Below are 17,806 nucleotides of genomic sequence, written 5' to 3'. Positions count from 1 at the left end.
TCACGCCCCCAGGCTGCTCAGTGGAATACAGGACGCCTCGAGCGCGGCGGCCAGGCGCCGGGCCAGGCCGAGGCGGATCGGGCCGCTCTCGCAGTCGACGACCACCGCGGGCACCCCGGCCAGGAGCGGCACCACGGTCAGCGGGTCCGGCCCGCTCGTCGACCGGCCGTCGGTGACGACGACGAGCAGCGGGCGGCGGCGGGCGTCCCGGCGGCGCTCGCCGTGCAGGGTGCGGGCGGCCCGGCGCAGGCCGGCGGCGAGCGGTGTGCGGCCCCCGGTGCGCAGCTCGGCCAGGCGCACGACGCCTACCTCGTGGCTCGCGGTCGGCTCCAGCACCAGCTCGGCGTCGCGGCCGCGGAACGAGACCATCCCCACCTTGTCCCGGCGCTGGTAGGCGTCGCGCAGCAGCGAGAGCACGGCCGTCTTCACCACGGCCATGCGCTGCCGGGCGGCCATCGAGCCGGACGCGTCGACGACGAACAGGACCAGGTTCGCCTCGCGGCCGACCTTCACCGCTTCCCGGACGTCGCGGGCCTCGGCCCGCCGCACCCCGCGCAGGGCGGCGGCGCGGATCGTGTCGGGGACGTGGATGCTCGTGAGCTTGCCGCCGATCGGGGCCCGCGAGCGCACGACCCGGCCGTGGCGCGACAGGGCCGGCGACCGGCGCCCGGCGTGTGACCCGGGCTGCCGATTGGCCCGCCCGGCGATGGTGAGCAGCTTCGGCCGGTACGGGAGCCCGGCGAACGCGAGCTGCCCGGGCGCCGCCACGCCCGGCATATCCGAAACGTCGGACGAGGCAGACTCGTCTGGCGAGTCGGACTTATCGGACAAGCCGCCGTCGCTCGGCTCAACCGGCGGTCGCTGCGTGGGCGGATCGAACGACTGCTCGGCGGGCCCCGGCGGCAAAGGCGCCGGCGGGGGAGCCGCAGACCCGTCCGGCTTGTCGCTCGGGCCGGGCTCGGGGTCGGGATCGGACGGCGGCGGGCCGCCCGGCGGATCGTCGTCCGGATCGGGGCCGGCCTCCTGCTCGAGGACCTCCTCGAGGCGGTCGCGGTCGGCGCCCGGCGGGTCGAGCGGGTCGCGGCGGCGGCGGTGCGGGAGGGCCAGGCGGGCGGCGTCGCGCACGTCGTTCTTCGTGACGACCGTCCGGCCCTGCCAGGCCGCGAGCGCGACAGCCGTCCGGGCGACGACGATGTCGGCCCGCAGGCCGTCCACGCGGTACGCCAGGCAGATCCGGGCGATCCGGTCCAGCTCCGCGTCCGGCAGCGCCACGGTGGCGAGCCGGGCGCGGGCGGTCACGATCCGCTCGGCGAGGGCGGCGTCGTCGGCGACGTAGCGGGCGGCGAAGGCAGCGGGGTCGAGCTCGTACGCCAGCCGCCGCCGCACGACCTCGGCCCGCGGGGCGGCCTCCTGGGGCGCGGCGACCCCGACGACCAGGCCGAACCGGTCGACCAGCTGCGGGCGCGGCTCGCCCTCCTCCGGGTTCATGGTGCCGACGAGCAGGAACCGGGCCGCGTGCTTGACCGACACCCCGTCCCGCTCGACGTGGGCCCGGCCCATGGCGGCGGCGTCGAGGAGCAGGTCGACGAGGTGGTCCGGCAGCAGGTTGACCTCGTCGACGTAGAGGACCCCGCGGTGCGCCGCGGCGAGGAGCCCCGGCTCGTAGGCCTTCACCCCGTCCCCGAGCGCCCGCTGCAGGTCAAGCGTGCCGACCACCCGGTCCTCGGTCGCCCCCACGGGCAGCTCGACGAGCGCCGACCGCCGCCGCTCGAACCCCGGCCCGACCGCGTCCAGCTCCAGCTCGACGCCGACGGTGACCGTGGGCAGCCCGGGGTCGTCGGGCGTCGAGGTCAGGACGGTGTCGACGGTGTGCGGGCCGTCCGGGCACTCCGCGTCGGGCGCGGCGGGGTCGCAGGCGAACCGGCAGCCGGCCACCACGTCGATGTCGGGCAGCAGCGCCGCCAGCGCGCGCACGACCGTCGACTTGGCGGTGCCCTTCTCGCCGCGGACGAGCACGCCCCCGATGGCCGGTGAGACGGCGGTGAGCAGCAGTGCCAGGCGCAGGTCGGGCAGGCCGACGACGGCCGAGAACGGGTACGGCGGGGTCACTGACACTCTTCCCTTCGGCGGGTCCGCGCCCGCGAGGTGGCTTTACGCAGTTGCGCGGCTGGAGTCTCCTGACTGCCGGATCGCCGCCGCCCCTCGACCTTCCCGCCGTCGCCGGCCGTGGTCCGTGCGCTGAGGTGCGAACTCCCCGGTCACAGTGGCGGGACCGTCCCGGATTTGCACCGGGTTCCTCCACATACCGCAAGCGCCATCGTGTCCCACCGGCCCCGGCGACGTCAACGTCACAGGATGTGACACTCATCTTGCCGGGCGGGCGGCCGATGAGCCGGGCATGCGGCGCGTCCTCGACTCGGCCGCGCAGGCCGGACTCTGCGTGCTCCTCGTGGGGATCGCGCTGATCGCCGCCACGCCCCTGCGGCTGCCGGCCCTGGGCCCGGAGACCGCGGTGGCGCCGCCGGGGACGCGGGCGATGTGGCTGTGGGAGCAGGACGAGCCGCGGCCGGTGGTCGAGTGGGCGGCCGCGAACGGGGTGCGGGCGCTGTTCGCGTACTACGACCCGCAGGCGGGCCCGGCCGAGCTCCGGCGCCTGGCGACCCTGAAGGGCCTGTGCGACGACGCGGGGATCATGCTCGACGCGCTCGGCGGCGACCCGTCCTGGACGACCGCCCACGCCACGGCGCTGACCTGGGCGGCGAGCGCCGCGGCCACGGGCCTCTTCCACGGGCTGCACGTGGATGTGGAGCCCTACCTGCTGCCCTCCTGGCCGAACGACAAGGCTGCGTTGGTACCCCTATATCTGGCCCTTTTGCAGGAGATGTCGGACGCCACCGAGCTGCCGGTGGAGGCCGACGTGCCCTTCTGGCTCCCGACAGTCACGCTGGCCGGCGGGCAGAACCTGGCCGACGCCGTGCTCGCCCGCGTCGCCGGGGTCACGGTGATGAGCTACCGCAACACGGCCACCGGCGCCAACTCCATCGTCGGGGTCGCCGACGACCTGCTGCGGCGGGCCGGTGCCGCGGCGAAGCCGGCGCGGCTGGGCGCGGAGACCCAGGCGCTCGGCGACTGCTCGTACTGCAGCTTCCACGGCACCTCCGAGGAGCGCCTGCACACGACCCTGTCGGCGGTCGACGCGGCCGCGCAGCGCTATCCGGCGTTCGCCGGCATCGCGGTCCACCAGTACGAGTCGTGGGTGGCCCTGAGCAGCTGAGCCGGCGGCACCGGTTTTGAGCCCCGCCGAACCGGTTCCGAAACACGGCCTTCGCTCAACCGCCCCGCCCGGGCGCCGATCAGCCACTCGACAGCACGTCACCCTGGGAAGGACCCCTCCGATGCGCCGTTCCGCCTCCATCGCCCTCGCCTGTGCCGCCGGTGCGGCCGCCATCCTGCCTGCGGCCGCGCCCGCCACGGCGGCCACGCCCGAACTGGGGCTCGTCGTGCCGGTGCTCGCGCCGATGCTGCCGGGCCAGACGGGCTGGGTGGGCACCATGTGGGCGGCGAGCAAGGACATCTGCGACCTCAAGGTGACGGCGAGCGGGACCGGCGTCACGGTGAAGTACCCGGCGAACACCGCCACCTACAGCTCGCTGTCGAAGGGCGACTCGCTCAAGGCCGGCCACCTGGACTACGCCGCGTTCAACGTCTCGCTCCAGTCGAACACGCTGCTCGCCCTGGTGCCGCTGAAGCTCAGCTACACCTACACGGTGAAGGCGGACGGGGCGAGCGACTGCACGGGCACCGACAGGTCCGGATCGGTCACGGCGACGCTCCCGGTCGTGTCGGTGACGGGCGACGCCGTAGTGCAGAAGACGTCGGCGGTGACGGTGCCCCAGGCCACCCCGGTCTGGTCGCAGCTGGTCTTCCAGTCCCGCAAGAGCGGCGTCGACAACCTGCAGGTCACCGTCACCGGCGGCCCGACCGGCCTGGTCGTGAGCTACCCGCAGAACACCGCCACCTACACGTCGCTGAGCAAGGGCAGCAGCCTGGCCGTCGGCACCGACGACTTCGCGGCCGTCAAGTTCGACGCGACGAACGTCGCCGCGGGCACCTACAAGCTCACGGTGAACCTCAAGTACGGCAGCACCACCGACACCAACGACCTCACGCTGGTCGTCTCGTAACGGCACCGGGCCGGCCGGTGCCGCTCGCGCACCGGCCGGGCGACCCCGGCCGGTCCACAGAGAGGTGGCAAAGCTCGATGATCCGCTCCCGTGCCCTGCTCGCCGCGGCCACACTGGCCGTCGTGGCGGCAGGCCTTTGCGCGTGTGGGAAGTCCTCGGACAACACCAACCAGGAGATGAAGGCCCCGAAGCCCTCGGCGTCGGCCGCGCCCTCGGGCCCGCCGACCGCGGAGCGCCGCGAGACGATCTTCCTGGACGCGACCGCGCAGCATCTGTGCTCGGTCCAGTCGCAGGTGTACACGGACCCGGCGGCGATGGCGTCGGCCTATGCCACCCGCCCGATCTACACGGACCTCACGACGGCCCAGGTCGATGAGTTCCAGCAGCGGGTGATCAGCGACCCCGCCTTCGCGGACCGCCTCACGCAGCGCATCCAGGCCACGTGCGGGCAGGCCAAGTAGGGTCCTGAGAGCCCGGCGGCACGAGGGGGAGGGGCCGCCGGGCCGGCTCAGATATCTATAGAAATCGAGGCGCGAGGCGCTCGAGGTAAGTGTTGCAAGGCCCGCTTCCGGGCCCCTTCGGTGGTGCTGAAGACAGCATGCGGGACGGGACTTGGCGAGCACTTGGCACGCACTTGCGCCGATGTGTCAGGCGGGCGACACCCGGTAGATCGACTCCAGGGTCAGGCGCTCGGCCGCGGCCGCGCGAACCTCCGGGACCTCGATCGGGTCGTCGCGGAGGTACTCCAGCCGCCGCTCCAGCTTGGCGTCGAGCGGCACCCGCCGGACCGCGATCAGCCGCACGTCGGCCTCGCAGTCCCAGAGCCCCTCGGTGAGCGCGCCGGCGCAGGCGTCCGGTTCGAGCGCGAGCCGGGCCCGCAGGTACGCCGCCCGCTCGTAGGAGTGCGGGCTGAACCACAGCGACCGGATCCGCGGCAGCGCCTGCCGGGCCGCGTCGCCGCCGACCCGGACCAGCCCGTCGACGAGCCGGTCGTAGCCGCACATGTCGTCGGCGCGCTTGTCGAGCCAGTCGAGCCCGGCCAGCAGCGCCGGCCCGTCGGACTCGTCGCCGTGCTCCGCGATGACACAGAGCCCGCGCCAGTACCCCCCGGAGGCCGGATCGGCGACCGCCCGCCGCGCCGCGGACAGGGAGTCCGCGGCCGGTGCGGCCAGGCAGGGCTCGGCGTCGGCGGCCGGGTCGGCGAGCTCGTCGTCGTAGAGGTCGGCCGCGCTCAGCAGCTCGCCGAGGCCACGCCGGGGCTGCGGTCCGTGGCCGACGGCGGCCCGGATGCGCTCGTCGCGGGTGGCCCAGTCGCCCCACGGCGGGCCCGGCGGCAGGTGCAGCGGGCGCCCGGAGGAGGCGAGGCGGTCGGCGGCGGCCGGGAGCAGGTCGTCCCACCAGTTCGCCGGCCACGCGGTGGCGATGGTGGTGAGGGCTTCGCGCCAGTGGTGGCCGATCTCGACGTAGCGTCGCAGACTCTCGACCATGGTGGCGTTGCCGGCCCGGGCCAGCGCCTCGGCGACCCGCAGGACGTGCGTGAACTCGCCCGTCTCGTCGGTGGCGGTGAACAGCCGGGCGACGATCGGGCCGACCGGCAGGTCGAGGTCGCGGACCAGCCGGGCCAGGTAGACGCCGCGGTCGTCGAGCGGCAGCCAGCGATGGTCGCGGCGTATGCAGGCCTGGATCAGCTCCGGGGCGGCCGGGTCCTGCCCGGCCCGGACCGCTCCCCGGCCGAGTCCGCGCTGCAGCGCGCCGGCCCGGGTTCTGGTGGGCAGGTAGTGCCAGTCGTCGTCGAGGCTCATGGCGACCCAGTCTGCGTCGGAAACTTGCAGTTCGCAGGCCATTTCCGAGCGGGAAACGGCTTGACATCGCCCGGAAAACGAAACGGCGCCGGTCAGCGGGGGTCCCGCCGGCCGGCGCCGTGAGCGCAATCTCACCCAGAGAGCAGCCCTGAGCTACGCGCTGGCGTCGTTGATCTCGTTGTCGTTGGAGACACCGGAGCCGAGGAAGTTCTCGAACCGGGACGTGATGCTGTCCAGGTTGTGGGCCAGGTGCGAGCTGAAGCCCGACTCGCCGAAGCCCGCCTCACCGAAGCCGGCGTCGGTGCCGTCGGCCGCGCCGAAGCCCGCCTCGCCGCCACTCTCCTGGCCGTAGGCCATGAGGGTGTGGTCCTCTTCGATCTCCGTGTGCTCGTAGTGCGTGTACTCGGTGATCTCGTAGTGGTTGCCCGCCGCGTCGGTGTACTCGATGTGCTTGAGGTTCTCGAACTCCTCGTGCTCGACGCTGCGGTGGTCCTGCTCGAGGATGCCGTACTGGGACTGGTGGTCCAGCTCGTGGCCCTGGTGCTGGTCGACGGCCTCGAGGGAGGCGTGGTCCTCGCCGCCGCCCAGGACGTGGCCGGAGCCGTGGAGGTCGAAGTCGCTCATGGGGGTGGTTCCTCTCGGGGTTCAAGTTCAGGTGCGCTGCATTCAAGGTACGGTCCGCCGCCGCGCGCCAAATCCCGGAAACGTGCCACGCGCACCGGGCTCAATAGGCGGTCACCGGGGCTCCGGTGTGGCTGACCTGCACCAGATGCGTCACGCACTCGCTGCCCTCCAGCCGGTGCAGCAGGAACCCGCTCGGCTCGGCGACGAACGAAACCGGGCGGTCGGCCCGCATCCCGAGGTCGACCTGACGGTACGTGCTCGGCGCAACACTGAGGATCGTCCCCGCGAAGCCGGCGGTGACCACGCGGTGGAGGTGGCCGGCGAGGACCCGGGCGACGTGCGGGTGCCGCCGCACGACCTCGGCCAGCTCCGGCCCGTCGACAAGCCGGATCGCGTCCATGCCGGGGATGCCGACGCGGACCGGCGGGTGGTGCAGGCAGACGAACGCCGGTACCTCCGGCCGGGCCTGCAGGGTCTGATCGAGCCACGCCAGCTGCTCGGAGCCGAGGATGCCGGCGTCGCCGAGCTCCGGGTTGAGGGAGTCCAGGACGACGACGGAGAAGGCGTCGTACTCGGCCGCGTAGAACGTCTCATCGAGCTCGAAGGCCTGCTGGAGGGCGGCGCGGGCGTCGTGGTTGCCCGGGACGAGGTGGACCGGCGCCGGGAAGTGCTCGATCAGCTCCCGCAGCACCGCGTACTCCTCCGGGCGGCCGTGATCGACCAGGTCGCCGGTGACGATCACGCAGTCGGGGCGCGGCTCCAGGGCCAGCACGCGGGTGAGGGCCCGGTAGAGCCCGGCGGCCGGCTCGGCGGCCAGAGCGCCGGTGGTGATGTGCGGATCGCTGAGATGCGCGATGAGCGGCATGGTTCCTTATACCGCCTGCGCACGGCGAACGGGACCGGCTCCAGGGGGTGAGCCGGCCCCGTTCGGGTCTGTTTTCTTCCTACCGGGCGGCGGCCACCGGCTCCTCGTCCTTTTTCACCGAAAGGTCCAGAGTGCTGCGCAGCGTGGCCGGCTTCATGAACACCGCCGCGACCACGCCCACGACCGCGATGGCCGCGGAAATGAGGAAGATGTGGCCCGTCGCGTCGCCGTACGCGGCCCGCACGATGTGCTGGAACGCCTCCGGCAGCGCGCTGAGGTTGAGGTTGCTCGTCTGACCGCCGGCCGGGACCTGCCCGCCCGCGGCCGTCACCGCGTCAGTGATGTTGCCTGTCACCCGCCGGGCCAGGACCGCGCCGAGGACGGAGACGCCGATCGTGCCGCCGAGCGAGCGGAAGAACGCGACAGTCGCGCTTGCCGCACCGATGTCCTTCAGCTGGACCGTGTTCTGCACGGCGAGCACCAGGTTCTGCATCGACATGCCGACCCCGACGCCGACCAGCAGCATGCCGGCGCTGACGTAGACGAGCGACGTCCGGTGGTCGATGGTCGCCAGCAGGCCGAAGCCCGCGACGAGCACGATGGTGCCGGCGATGATGTACGGCTTGATCTTGCCGGTCCGGGTGATGAGCTGCCCGACCACGATCGAGGAGATCAGCACGCCGGCCATCAGCGGGATGGTCAGCAGGCCGGCCTCGGTGGGCGTGTAGCCGCGCCCGATCTGGAAGTACTGCCCCAGGAAGACGGCGCCGCCGAACATCGCCATGCCGACCGCGAGCGAGGCCAGGATCGACAGGGCGGTGGTGCGCTGCCGGACGATCGCCAGCGGCACGACCGGCTCGGCCGCCCGGGACTCGACCCACACGGCGACGGCCAGCAGGACGACACCGGCCCCGACCATGGCCGCGGTCTGCCACGACGCCCACGCGAACGAGCCGTCGACGAACGACACCCAGATCAGCAGGATGCTCACGCCGGCCGCGATGAGGGAGGCGCCCGCGTAGTCGATCTTCACGTTGTCCCGCCGGATCGTCACCAGGTGCAGCGTCTTCTGCAGCACGACGAGGGCCAGGACCGCCACCGGCACGCCGACGAAGAAGCACCAGCGCCAGCCCAGCCAGTCGGTGTCGACGATGACACCGCCGAGCAGCGGGCCGCCGACCGTCGCGACCGCCATGACGCCGCCGAGGTAGCCGTTGTAGCGCCCGCGCTCGCGCGGCGGGATCATCGCGGCGATGACCACCTGCACCAGGGCCTGCAGGCCGCCGACGCCGATGCCCTGGAACGCGCGGGCCGCGATGAGCTCGCCGGCGCTCTGCGCGATGCCGGCGAGCATGGAGCCCACCACGTAGATCAGGATCGAGATCTGGACGAGGGCCTTCTTGCTGTACAGGTCGGCCAGCTTGCCCCAGATCGGCGTGGTCGCGGTGGCCGCCAGCAGGGTGGCCGTGACGACCCAGGTGTACTGCGTCTGCGTCCCGTTGAGCGCGCCGATGATCTTCGGCAGTGCGGTCGAGACGATCGTGGAGCTGACCATCGCGACGAACAGCGCCAGCAGCAGGCCGCTGAGCGCCTCCAGCACTTGCCGATGGGTCATCGGCTCCTCGGTGTGGGTGGGATGACTCATCGTGCCGCCTCCAGTGGTTCTGGCTGTGCTTCGTGCCGCGCCGCGCCGGTGTTCAGCGACTCGGCGAATCGCTTGAGCAGGCCGCCGAACCGCTCGACGTCCGCGCGGGTCCAGTCGCGCAGGGCCGCGGTCAGCAGGCCGGCGTACCAGTCGTCGGAGCGCCGCATGGCCTCCGCGCCGGCTTCGGTCAGTTCGAGGAAGCTCGCCCGCCCGTCGCCGGGGTCGGCGACCCGCCGCACGAGCCCGTCCTGCACGAGCGTGCTGACCGCCCGGCTGGTGGTGGACTGGTCGAGCGCGCAGGCCGCGGCGAGCTCTTTGAGGTGGAGCCGCTCGTGGTTGTGGATCACGGCGAGCAGCCCGACGACCCCAGGGGCGAGGGCTCCCGGCTCGTGCTGGTGCTGCTGCTTGAGCAGGCGCACGACCTTCATGAGCGCGCGCACCCCGTCCCGCACCGCGTCCACGTGCTCCATCGCCCCTCCCCTCAATACTTGCCTGATACAAGCATCCAAAAAACTTGCCCAATGCGCAAGTTTGCCCAATGAGAACTAGGTAACATCGTTGCCGTGGGAACAGGGCTGCGCGAGCGCAAGAAGGTGGCCACCCGGCAGGCCCTGCACGAGGCCGCCCTGGCACTGTCGATCGAGCACGGCCTGGACCGCGTTACCGTCGAGGCCATCGCCGACGCCGCCGACGTCTCCCGCCGCACGTTCTCGAACTACTTCGCGAGCAAGGAGGAGGCGCTGCTGTACGGCGACCAGCAGCGCGTCCACGCCCTGGTCGACGCCGTGCGCGCCCGCCCACCGGCCGAGCCGCCGTGGGAGGCCCTGACCGCCGCGGCCCTGGAGATCCAGCAGGACCTGGGCGCCCGCGACCCGAACTGGGTGAACCAGGTCCGCCTGGTCCGCCGCCACCCGGCGCTGGCCGCCTACCAGGTCTCGACGTACGCCGCCATGGAGAACGAGCTGACCGCCACGGTCATGGCCCGCTGCGCCGAACCCCCGATCCGAGCCCGCCTGATGGCCGCCGCCCTCCTGGTGGCCATGCGCGTCGCCGTCCAGGAGTGGCTGGACCGGGAGCGCGGCACTCCCCTGGCCACCGTGATGCACGAAACCTTCACCGAAATGGCCACAACGTTCCGCTGACCACGACGCACGCCACACCCGAGCGGCCCGGCGTGGTCCGGGACGGTCGGGTGTGGCGGGTGGGTGGGTGTCAGGCGCGGTACGGGCCGGCCCAGGCTGTCATGCGCCCGCTCCCGTCAGCGCGGGGCGGAAGGCCAGGATCAGGCCGAGGGTCGCGTAGCCGACGAGCAGGTGCGTGGCGCCCACGTAGTCGGCGATCGGCGAGCCGACGACGGCGAACGTGGGGACGGTGACCACGGCCCAGCTTTCGGCCACCGTCGGCCAGAACCGGGCGGCGCCCTGCCAGCGGGCGGTGAACAGGATCTTCAGGCCGATCACGAACATGCCGAGCATGGACAGCGGCCAGAAGACGTCCATCGGGACCAGAAACGCGGCGTCGCGCAGCGACGGGATCGCGTGCAGGACGCTCCACACCGTGGCGACGGCGAGCAGGACGTGCTCGACGTACAGCATGCCGCGGGCCGCACGGGACGTGCCGGTGGCCGACGTGCGCAGCTGGATCGCCAGAAGTGCGAACAGGCCCAGCTGGAACGCGGCGCCGCCGAGGTCGGAGATGGTGAGGCCCAGCGACGAGGCCGGGTTGTTGCCGACGGTGAACATGGTGCCGGCCCACACCAGGGTGCCGGCGGTCAGGGCGAGGGCCAGCGGGCGGACCGGGACGCGGCGGGTGGCGGGGGACGGATTATCGGTACGAGCGGGAATCGGCTCGGTTCGGATCGTCATGCCCAGCACCTTGCCGGGCGCGGCGACCCGGGCGGCAGGGACGGGAAACCCGAAAGCTGTCCCGGGTAAGTCGGGACTGCTGTCCCCGGGACTGCGGGACACCCCGGATGGCACCATGACCCCGTGCCCAAGCCGCGAATACCCACACTGGCCGGTGGCGGGTTCGTGGTGCTCACACTCGCCGCGGCCGTCGCCTCGGCCGTCCTCGAGCTGAGCCTCACGGCCCAGCAGCGAAGCGGCGACGGCCTCGAGGCGGGCTGGGTCTCCGGGCTGGCCGGGCTCGCCCTCGCCGTGCCCGGCGGCCTGCTCGCGCACCGGGTGCCGCGCAACGCCGTGGCCTGGATCCTGTGCGCGAGCGGGCTGCACTGGGCGCTCGACGGCCTCGCGGTCGCCTACGTCGCCTGGGCGGTCGCGCACTCGCCGACACCGGCCGGGGCCGAGTACGCCTACTGGGTCTACCAGCGGGTCGGGGCCGGGCTGCTGTTCTCGCTCCCGCTCCTGCTCGTCTTCTACCCGGACGGGCGCCTGCCCCGGGGCTGGTGGCGATGGGCGGCCGTGGGCAGTCTCGCCGCCACCGCGGTACTGCCGCTGACGTTGCTCTTCGTGCCGGCGCGCGTGGCCGACGCCATGGACGACGGTCCCGCGCCCGCCGCCGCGCAGGGGCTCTCCGTCGATCTGCTGCACCTGCCGCTGCCCGACACCGCGTGGGAGGTCCTGCTCCGGATCGGCTACGCGGCCCTGCCGGTGAGCCTCCTGATCCCGTTCGCCATCGTGTTCCGCCGCTACCGCGCCGCCTCGGACCGGGCCCGGATGCGCTGGCTGCTCTGGGCGGGCGTCGTCGACGTGCTCGTCATGCTCTCCGCGCTCGTCCTGCCGCAGTCGGTGCTGGGCGCGGGGCTCTTCGTCGCCATAGCGGTCACCGGATTCGCGATTGCCATGGGTGTACTCCAACCGGGGCTGCTCGACATCGACAACCTGCTCGGGCGCACCGTCCTCTACGGCACGCTCGCGGTCGTCGTGGTGCTCGTCGACGCGGTGGTCCTCGCGCTCGTCACGACGAGCCTGGGGACGCGGGGTGCGGCGCTGGCCGGGCTGCTCGTGGTGCTGCTGGTCTACGGGCCGCTGCGCAGCCGGCTCTGGCTGCTCGTGCAGCGCCTGGTGCTGGGTGAGCGGCACGACCCGTACCGCATCATCTCCGGCCTCGCCGAGCAGCTGGAGCGCTCCGGCAGCCCCGAACGCCAGTTGCTCGCCGTCGCCCGCAGCGTTGCCGAGGCGTTCCGCTCGCCGTACGTCGCCGTGGAGGTGCACCGCAGCGGCGGGGAGGCGCTGCTTGCCGAGTTCGGGCGGGCGGCGGGCCCGACGCAGACGCTGCCGATCACCTACCGCGATGAGACCGTCGGCCGCCTCATCCTCGCCGCCGGGACCTACCGCACCGCACTCTCCCCGCGCGACGAGCGGCTCCTCGCCGACGTCGTGCGGCAGGCGGCGGCCGCGGCCCGCTCCAGTTATCTGGCGGCCGAGTTGCAGGTGAGCCGGGAGCGGCTGGTCGGGGCCCGGGAGGAGGAGCGCCGCCGGGTCCGCCGCGATCTGCACGACGGTCTCGGCCCGGCCCTCGGGGGCGTGGGGCTGCGCATCGACACCGCCCGCAACCTGCTCACCCGGGCGCCGGAGCGGGCCGACCAGGTGCTGCGGCAGGCGCGCGAGGACGTCTCCACCGCCCTCGCCGACGTCCGGCGGCTGGTGCACGACCTGCGCCCGCCCGCGCTCGACGACATCGGCCTGGCCGGGGCGCTCGAGCAGCTCGCCGAGCGGCTCCGCGCGCCCGGGCTGACCACGCGGGTTTCGGCCACGCTGCCCGCGGACCTGCCGGCGGCGGTGGAGGTCGCGGCCTACCGGATCGTGGCCGAGGCCCTGACGAACGTCACGAAGCACGCGGGCGCCGCACACTGCACTGTCACGTTGACCGCGGGCGCGGACGAGCTCGTGATCGAGGTGCGGGACGACGGCTGCGGCATTGCGCCCGGCACGCCGAGCGGGGTCGGGCTCGTGTCGCTGCGCGAGCGGGCGGACGAGCTCGGTGGCCGCTGCGAGATCATCTGCCCGGACGGGGGCGGCACCGTCATCCGCGCTCACGTCCCGCTGGCCCCGCCCGCACTAGGCTGACTGACATGACCAGCGACCAGGTGATTCGGGTGCTCGTCGCCGACGACCATCCGATCTTCCGCGACGGGCTCGCCGTCCTGCTCGGCTCCGTCGACGGCATCGAGGTCGTCGGGACGGCGGCGACGGGCCAGGAGGCGTTCGACAGTGCCGTGCGGCTCCGGCCGGATGTCGTCGTGATGGACGTACAGATGCCGGACCTGAACGGGATCGAGGCGACGCGGCGACTCGCGGCCGCGGTGCCCGAGTCCGGGGTCGTCGTGCTGACGATGTCCGAGGACGACGGCACCGTCTTCGCCGCCGTGCGGGCCGGCGCGCGCGGCTACCTGGTCAAAGGGGCCGAGCAGGAGGAGATCGTGCGGGCCATCACCACCGTGGCGGCCGGCGGCGCCGTCTTCGGCGCACCCCTCGCGCGGCGCATCGCCGAGTTCTTCGCCGCCGGGCACCTGGAGCCGCGGACCGCGTTCCCGGACCTCACCGCTCGCGAGCGGGAGATCCTGGAGCTGCTCGCGGCCGGCCGCTCCAACGCGCAGATCGCCCAGGCGCTGTTCCTGTCCCAGAAGACCGTACGCAACAACGTCTCGAACGTATTCGCCAAGCTGCACGTGTCCGACCGCGCCGAGGCCATCGTCCGCGCCCGGGAGGCCGGCCTGGGCCGCTGAGGCCCGCAGGCCGGCCTCGAAGCGTCAGGACCGGCGCGGGTACGGCGACCCGAAGACGTCGTGGCCCGGTGACGAGTCGCCGGTCACGACCTGCGGCACCGTCCAGGAGAGCTCCAGGGCCTGCCGGTGTGGCTCGGTCGCGTCCTGCCCCGGGGTCGGCAGCGGGCCCGGCGGCAGGTAGATCAGCCGGTAGAAGTGGCCCTCCGCCAGGGTCGGGATGCTCGGCACGGTGAACGTGAACGGCGGTGCCAGCGCGGTGCCCGTGGTGGCGGCCGGCCAGACGGTCGCGGCGCCCGGGTAGATGAGGCCGTTGCCCTCCTTGACGTCCATCAGCCAGATCCGCTGCGGCACCACCGGTGGGCAGACGCTCTCGCCGTCGGCGGTGACCGAGAACGCGCCGTTCGCGAACGTCAGCTTCCACGCGACGGCGCAGCTGCTGGGCAGGCCGACCGGGGCGGTGCCGGCGGGGACGGCGTCGTCGAAGGTCGGGGTCGGGCCCGCGGACCGGGACGCCGACGCCTCCGGCAGCAGGCCCACCGGCGCGCCGCCGCCGAGGCGCCCGGAGGAGAGGCCGACCACCAGGACCAGCCCGATGACGCCGGCGAAGACGCCGGCCAGGGCCAGACGGCGGCGGCGCTTCGGGTTCACCGCGTGCCGGGGGCCGGCGGCGGCCGGTGGCTGCCCCGCTCGGCGCACCACCTCGTCCAGGTCCGGAGCATCGTCGCGGAGCGCGTCGGCGTACGCGCGGCGCACCAGCTCCCGGGTCACGTCATGCTCGGCCATGCTCACTCGCCTCCGTGATCTGCTGGAATCGGCGCACGTACGGCTGAAGCACCCGGCGCAGCTCGGCCACGTGCGAGCGCACCGTCGACTCGCTCATGTCGAGCAGCCGCGCGATGTCCGCGTAGCCGTCGTCGTGCAGGAAGTACAGCAGCGCCACCTGCCGGCGCCGGGGCGGCAGCGAGTCGATCAGCTGCCGCACCGCCCCCTCCAGGCCGAGGCTGTCCTCGACCCGGCTCAGGGCCTCGTCGACGGCCACGGGCTCGGTCCACGGCCGGTCCTCCAGGCCGATGAACCGCGACTCCGCCTCCGCCCGGCGCCGCGCGTAGTTCTTGGCCGTCGTCAGCACGTACGCGCGCCGCTGGGGTGGACCCAGCTCGCGCAGCCGCTCCCAGCGCTCCAGCATCCGCGCGAAGCCCTCCGCGGTCGCCTCCCGGCCGAGTTCGCGGCCCGCGAACGCGCACATGACGTGCTGCACCCGCGCCGCCTCGGTCCGGTAGAACTCCGCGAAGTCCGCCGGTGCCGTCCCAATTTCGTGCATCACGGTATAGAGAGCCGGACGGGCCCGATTCCGTCCAGTGGCCACACGGTACGCCTGTCGAGTGAACGATCAATAGCCGAGCGTCACCGTCTGCGGGCGGGGTCGTTACCGGGGTCAAAGCCCCCCGGCGACTGGACGGACCCTCATGCGAGCAGGAGTAGGTGGAGCGCACAGATCCCGCGAGCGCTGGCTGATGGCGTCCGCGCCGCTCACCCTCGCCGCCGCGGCCGCGGTCCTGCTCGGCGGGCCGCTGCTCGGCCTGTCCGTCCCCGCCGCCGTGCTCCTGGCCGCGGCCGCGTCCGGGCTCCTGCACGCCTTCTGGCTGTTTCGGCTCGCGCTCGGCGGCTCCAGCCGGCTCAGCCTCGCCGCCCTCGGCTCCGGCCTGACCGCCGCGTCCGCGTGCGCCGCCCTGCCGATGGCCGCCCCGTACGCCGCGCCCGCGGCCGGCCTGCTGCTCGTCGCCGGCCTGCTGAGCCTCCCCGGCGTCACGGCCGGCCCCGCGGCCGCGCTCCGCCGCGCGCTCGACGGCATCTGCGTCGCCCTGTGGAAGTTCCTGACGCTGCTGGTCCTCGTCCTCGACCTGCACGGTGCCCCCCGCCCCGCGGTGTTCGTCACCTGCCTGCTGGCGACGCTCGGCATCACGATCGGCGTGGTCAGCGGCGTCCGCGCCCCGTTCCCGCGCGGCTCCGCACTCACCGCCGGGGCCGGTGTCGCCCTCGTCGTGCTCGCCGTCGCGATCGTGCCCCTACTGCCGGCCGAGCCGGCCCGGCACGACGCCTGGCTGCTCTCCGCCGGGGGCCTGCTGGTCTTCGGTTCGGTACTCGTCTGGGCCGGAGCCTGCCGCTCGGTCGACACCCGCGAGGCGACGCTCCGCGTCACCGACGGCACGCTCATCGGCGACCCGCTCCTGGTCGGCCCCGTCCTCGCGGGCGCCGGTGCGGTCCTCTACGCGCTGGTGAGCCGTGGCCGGATCGGCACGCCGGCCATGGTCATCGGCGCCGCGGCCGTGCTGGCGGTGGTACTGCGAGAAGCGGTCGAGGCCCTCAAGTCCCGCAAGTTCAGCGGTGAGCTGGCCGCGGCGCGCAGCGCGTTCACGACGATCATCGGCGGCTCCAGCGACGTCATCCTCATCCTGGAGAAGGATCTGACGGTGCGCTGGCAGTCCCCGGCCGCGGCCCGCCAGTTCGGCCTGTCCGACCAGGAGGTGCTCGGTCGCGAGTTCGTCCGCCTGGTCCACGCCGAGGACGTGGCGGCGGTGCGCCGGTCCTTCACGGGATCGTCGACGCCGGTGCGGACCCGGATCTGTGACGGTTTCGGGGTCTGGCGCCACGTCGAGTACACCGTCAGCGATCTTCGTGACGATCCGGCCGTCGGCGGTGTGGTCATCCATCTGCGGGACGCGGCCGAGCGGTTGGCGTTCGAGCGCAGCGCCCGCGTCGACCCGCTGACCGGCCTGCCCAACCGCGGCGCACTGCTGCGCGCGCTGGAGCGCGGCGGCGGCTTCCTGGTCACCGTCGGCCTCCACGGCTTCGCGGGCGTCAACGACCTGCACGGCCCGGACATCGGCGACGCGCTGCTGGTCGAGGTGGCCGCCCGCATCCGCGCCGCCGTCGCCCCCGACGACGTCGCCGCCCGCGTCGACGGCGACGAGTTCGCGGTGTACACCCTTGTCGACAAGGTCCACGCCTACACCCTCGCCACCCGCCTGCTCGGGGAGCTCGCCGAGCCGTACCCGGTGCCGGGCACCGTCCTGCAGCTGTCCGCCGGCATCGGCCTGGCCCCGGTCGGCGGCGGCCCCGAGGACACCCTCCGCCGCGCGGACCTGGCGCTGCGCCGGGCCAAGCGCACCGGCCGCGGGCGCGTCGAGTGGCACGACGAGGCGGCCGAGGAGGCGTACGTCCGCCGGGCCACGCTGGAGCAGCACCTGCCCCTGGCCGTCGAGCGCGGCGAGCTGGACCTGGCCTACCAGCCGGTGTACGACCTCGTGGAGGGCCACCCGATCGGCGTGGAGGCGCTGCTGCGCTGGCGGCATCCGCGGCTCGGCACGATCCCGCCGCGCGAGGTGCTGGCCGTGGCCGAGGAGCTCGGGCTGAGCGCGTCGATCCACGACTGGGTCATGGCCCGGGCCGCGCGTCAGCTGTCGCTGTGGCAGCACGAGGGGTACCGGCTGTGGATCTCGGTGAACGTGGGGTTCGACGACTTCACCGACCCCACCTTCCCGGGCCGCCTGAGCACGGCCCTGGACGCCCACCAGATCGACCCGCACGACTTCGTGATCGAGCTGGCCGAGCGCGAGCTCGGCACCGACGTCGAGCGCGTCGCCGAGCCCCTGGCCACGGTCCGGGCCATCGGCGTGCGCACGGCGCTCGACCGCTTCGGCACCGGCTCCACGTCGCTGGCCCACCTGCGCCGCCTGCCGACCGACCTGCTCAAGGTCGACCGCGCGCTGTTCACCGCCCCGCCGGCCCCCGGCGGCCAGGTCGCCCCGATCATTGACGTCGTCGTCGACCTGGGCCGCCGCCTGGGTGTCACTGTCGTCGCCCACGGCCTGGAGGCCGGCGAGCACCTGGAGCTGGTCCGCCGGGCCGGCTGCCGCTACGGCCAGGGCCACTACTACGGCCAGCCGGCTCCGGCCGAGCGCGTCGAGGCCGCCCTGGTCCGCCAGCGCACCTGGTAGC

16 protein-coding genes and 1 riboswitch are annotated in these 17,806 nt (G+C 73.6%); of the genes, 7 read left to right on the top strand and 9 right to left on the bottom strand.

The genetic code is table 11. From position 1 onward, the window contains the following. Nucleotides 1–2,109, bottom strand: coding sequence for a VWA domain-containing protein (locus Dvina_RS13340; RefSeq protein WP_223102796.1), 2,109 nt, complete (start codon nt 2,107–2,109; stop codon nt 1–3). Between the two features lie 61 nt (nt 2,110–2,170). Continuing rightward, nucleotides 2,171–2,299, bottom strand: a riboswitch (cobalamin riboswitch). Nucleotides 2,300–2,398: 99 nt separating this feature from the next. Here Dvina_RS13340 and Dvina_RS13335 point away from each other — a divergent pair. The 3 genes from Dvina_RS13335 (at nt 2,399) to Dvina_RS13325 (ending at nt 4,645) form a co-directional block, all read left to right on the top strand. Beyond that, nucleotides 2,399–3,274, top strand: a complete 876-nt coding sequence (locus tag Dvina_RS13335) for a hypothetical protein (RefSeq protein ID WP_223102795.1) — start codon at nt 2,399–2,401, stop codon at nt 3,272–3,274. A gap of 121 nt (nt 3,275–3,395) precedes the next feature. Then, the gene (locus Dvina_RS13330) at nt 3,396–4,184 is read left to right on the top strand and encodes a hypothetical protein (protein WP_223102794.1); all 789 of its coding nucleotides are present in this window, start codon (nt 3,396–3,398) and stop codon (nt 4,182–4,184) included. 77 nt (nt 4,185–4,261) lie between these two features. Then, complete coding sequence (locus Dvina_RS13325) at nt 4,262–4,645, top strand: hypothetical protein (RefSeq protein ID WP_223102793.1); 384 nt, start codon at nt 4,262–4,264, stop codon at nt 4,643–4,645. A 186-nt stretch (nt 4,646–4,831) separates the two neighbouring features. Here Dvina_RS13325 and Dvina_RS13320 read toward each other — a convergent pair whose 3' ends face one another. From Dvina_RS13320 to Dvina_RS13300, 5 genes are all read right to left on the bottom strand, one after another. Then, nucleotides 4,832–5,986, bottom strand: coding sequence for a hypothetical protein (locus Dvina_RS13320; protein ID WP_223102792.1), 1,155 nt, complete (start codon nt 5,984–5,986; stop codon nt 4,832–4,834). Nucleotides 5,987–6,139: 153 nt separating this feature from the next. Next, nucleotides 6,140–6,610 (bottom strand): hypothetical protein, encoded by a 471-nt coding sequence (locus Dvina_RS13315; protein ID WP_223102791.1) that lies wholly within the window; start codon nt 6,608–6,610, stop codon nt 6,140–6,142. Nucleotides 6,611–6,710: 100 nt separating this feature from the next. Continuing rightward, nucleotides 6,711–7,475 (bottom strand): phosphodiesterase, encoded by a 765-nt coding sequence (locus Dvina_RS13310; RefSeq protein WP_223102790.1) that lies wholly within the window; start codon nt 7,473–7,475, stop codon nt 6,711–6,713. A 79-nt stretch (nt 7,476–7,554) separates the two neighbouring features. Beyond that, nucleotides 7,555–9,120: an MDR family MFS transporter gene (locus tag Dvina_RS13305; RefSeq protein ID WP_223102789.1), complete on the bottom strand. Its 1,566-nt coding sequence runs from the start codon at nt 9,118–9,120 to the stop codon at nt 7,555–7,557. After that, entirely contained in the window at nt 9,117–9,590 is a 474-nt protein-coding gene (locus Dvina_RS13300; protein WP_223102788.1) for a MarR family winged helix-turn-helix transcriptional regulator, read from the bottom strand. Before Dvina_RS13300 ends, Dvina_RS13305 begins: the two co-directional genes overlap by 4 nt. 93 nt (nt 9,591–9,683) lie before the next feature. Here Dvina_RS13300 and Dvina_RS13295 point away from each other — a divergent pair, with 93 nt between their 5' ends. Beyond that, on the top strand, nt 9,684–10,262 hold the full coding sequence (locus tag Dvina_RS13295) for a TetR/AcrR family transcriptional regulator (protein WP_223102787.1): 579 nt from the start codon (nt 9,684–9,686) through the stop codon (nt 10,260–10,262). Nucleotides 10,263–10,361: 99 nt separating this feature from the next. Here Dvina_RS13295 and Dvina_RS13290 read toward each other — a convergent pair whose 3' ends face one another. After that, nucleotides 10,362–10,985, bottom strand: a complete 624-nt coding sequence (locus Dvina_RS13290) for a hypothetical protein (RefSeq protein ID WP_223102786.1) — start codon at nt 10,983–10,985, stop codon at nt 10,362–10,364. 123 nt (nt 10,986–11,108) lie between these two features. Between Dvina_RS13290 and Dvina_RS13285 the strand changes: the two genes are divergently transcribed. Beyond that, complete coding sequence (locus Dvina_RS13285) at nt 11,109–13,148, top strand: sensor histidine kinase (protein ID WP_223102785.1); 2,040 nt, start codon at nt 11,109–11,111, stop codon at nt 13,146–13,148. Between the two features lie 5 nt (nt 13,149–13,153). Continuing rightward, nucleotides 13,154–13,807 carry a response regulator gene (locus Dvina_RS13280; RefSeq protein WP_223102784.1) on the top strand — a complete coding sequence of 218 codons (654 nt, stop codon included), beginning with the start codon at nt 13,154–13,156 and terminating at the stop codon, nt 13,805–13,807. 24 nt (nt 13,808–13,831) lie between these two features. Here the strand turns inward: Dvina_RS13280 and Dvina_RS13275 are convergent, their stop codons facing one another. Together Dvina_RS13275 and Dvina_RS13270 are read right to left on the bottom strand one after the other, a co-directional pair. Beyond that, nucleotides 13,832–14,590 (bottom strand): hypothetical protein, encoded by a 759-nt coding sequence (locus tag Dvina_RS13275; RefSeq protein ID WP_223102783.1) that lies wholly within the window; start codon nt 14,588–14,590, stop codon nt 13,832–13,834. After that, on the bottom strand, nt 14,577–15,128 hold the full coding sequence (locus tag Dvina_RS13270) for an RNA polymerase sigma factor (protein WP_223102782.1): 552 nt from the start codon (nt 15,126–15,128) through the stop codon (nt 14,577–14,579). The genes Dvina_RS13275 and Dvina_RS13270 overlap by 14 nt, the downstream gene beginning before the upstream one ends. A 193-nt stretch (nt 15,129–15,321) precedes the next feature. Here Dvina_RS13270 and Dvina_RS13265 point away from each other — a divergent pair, with 193 nt between their 5' ends. After that, nucleotides 15,322–17,805: a putative bifunctional diguanylate cyclase/phosphodiesterase gene (locus tag Dvina_RS13265; RefSeq protein ID WP_223102781.1), complete on the top strand. Its 2,484-nt coding sequence runs from the start codon at nt 15,322–15,324 to the stop codon at nt 17,803–17,805. Nucleotide 17,806: the final 1 nt, after the last annotated feature.

The sequence above is a fragment of the Dactylosporangium vinaceum genome, assembly GCF_019904175.1.
Taxonomy (GTDB): domain Bacteria; phylum Actinomycetota; class Actinomycetes; order Mycobacteriales; family Micromonosporaceae; genus Dactylosporangium; species Dactylosporangium vinaceum.
This window is presented reverse-complemented; position numbering and strand designations above follow the sequence as displayed.

Excerpts from the sequence above, each read along its gene's own strand:
- Dvina_RS13335 (WP_223102795.1), top strand. The coding sequence starts at position 2,399 with ATGCGGCGCGTCCTCGACTCGGCCGCGCAGGCCGGACTCTGCGTGCTC.
- Dvina_RS13330 (WP_223102794.1), top strand. The coding sequence starts at position 3,396 with ATGCGCCGTTCCGCCTCCATCGCCCTCGCCTGTGCCGCCGGTGCGGCC.
- Dvina_RS13325 (WP_223102793.1), top strand. The coding sequence starts at position 4,262 with ATGATCCGCTCCCGTGCCCTGCTCGCCGCGGCCACACTGGCCGTCGTG.
- Dvina_RS13320 (WP_223102792.1), bottom strand. The coding sequence starts at position 5,986 with ATGAGCCTCGACGACGACTGGCACTACCTGCCCACCAGAACCCGGGCC.
- Dvina_RS13315 (WP_223102791.1), bottom strand. The coding sequence starts at position 6,610 with ATGAGCGACTTCGACCTCCACGGCTCCGGCCACGTCCTGGGCGGCGGC.
- Dvina_RS13310 (WP_223102790.1), bottom strand. The coding sequence starts at position 7,475 with ATGCCGCTCATCGCGCATCTCAGCGATCCGCACATCACCACCGGCGCT.
- Dvina_RS13305 (WP_223102789.1), bottom strand. The coding sequence starts at position 9,120 with ATGAGTCATCCCACCCACACCGAGGAGCCGATGACCCATCGGCAAGTG.
- Dvina_RS13300 (WP_223102788.1), bottom strand. The coding sequence starts at position 9,590 with ATGGAGCACGTGGACGCGGTGCGGGACGGGGTGCGCGCGCTCATGAAG.
- Dvina_RS13290 (WP_223102786.1), bottom strand. The coding sequence starts at position 10,985 with ATGACGATCCGAACCGAGCCGATTCCCGCTCGTACCGATAATCCGTCC.
- Dvina_RS13280 (WP_223102784.1), top strand. The coding sequence starts at position 13,154 with ATGACCAGCGACCAGGTGATTCGGGTGCTCGTCGCCGACGACCATCCG.
- Dvina_RS13275 (WP_223102783.1), bottom strand. The coding sequence starts at position 14,590 with ATGGCCGAGCATGACGTGACCCGGGAGCTGGTGCGCCGCGCGTACGCC.
- Dvina_RS13270 (WP_223102782.1), bottom strand. The coding sequence starts at position 15,128 with ATGCACGAAATTGGGACGGCACCGGCGGACTTCGCGGAGTTCTACCGG.
- Dvina_RS13265 (WP_223102781.1), top strand. The coding sequence starts at position 15,322 with ATGGCGTCCGCGCCGCTCACCCTCGCCGCCGCGGCCGCGGTCCTGCTC.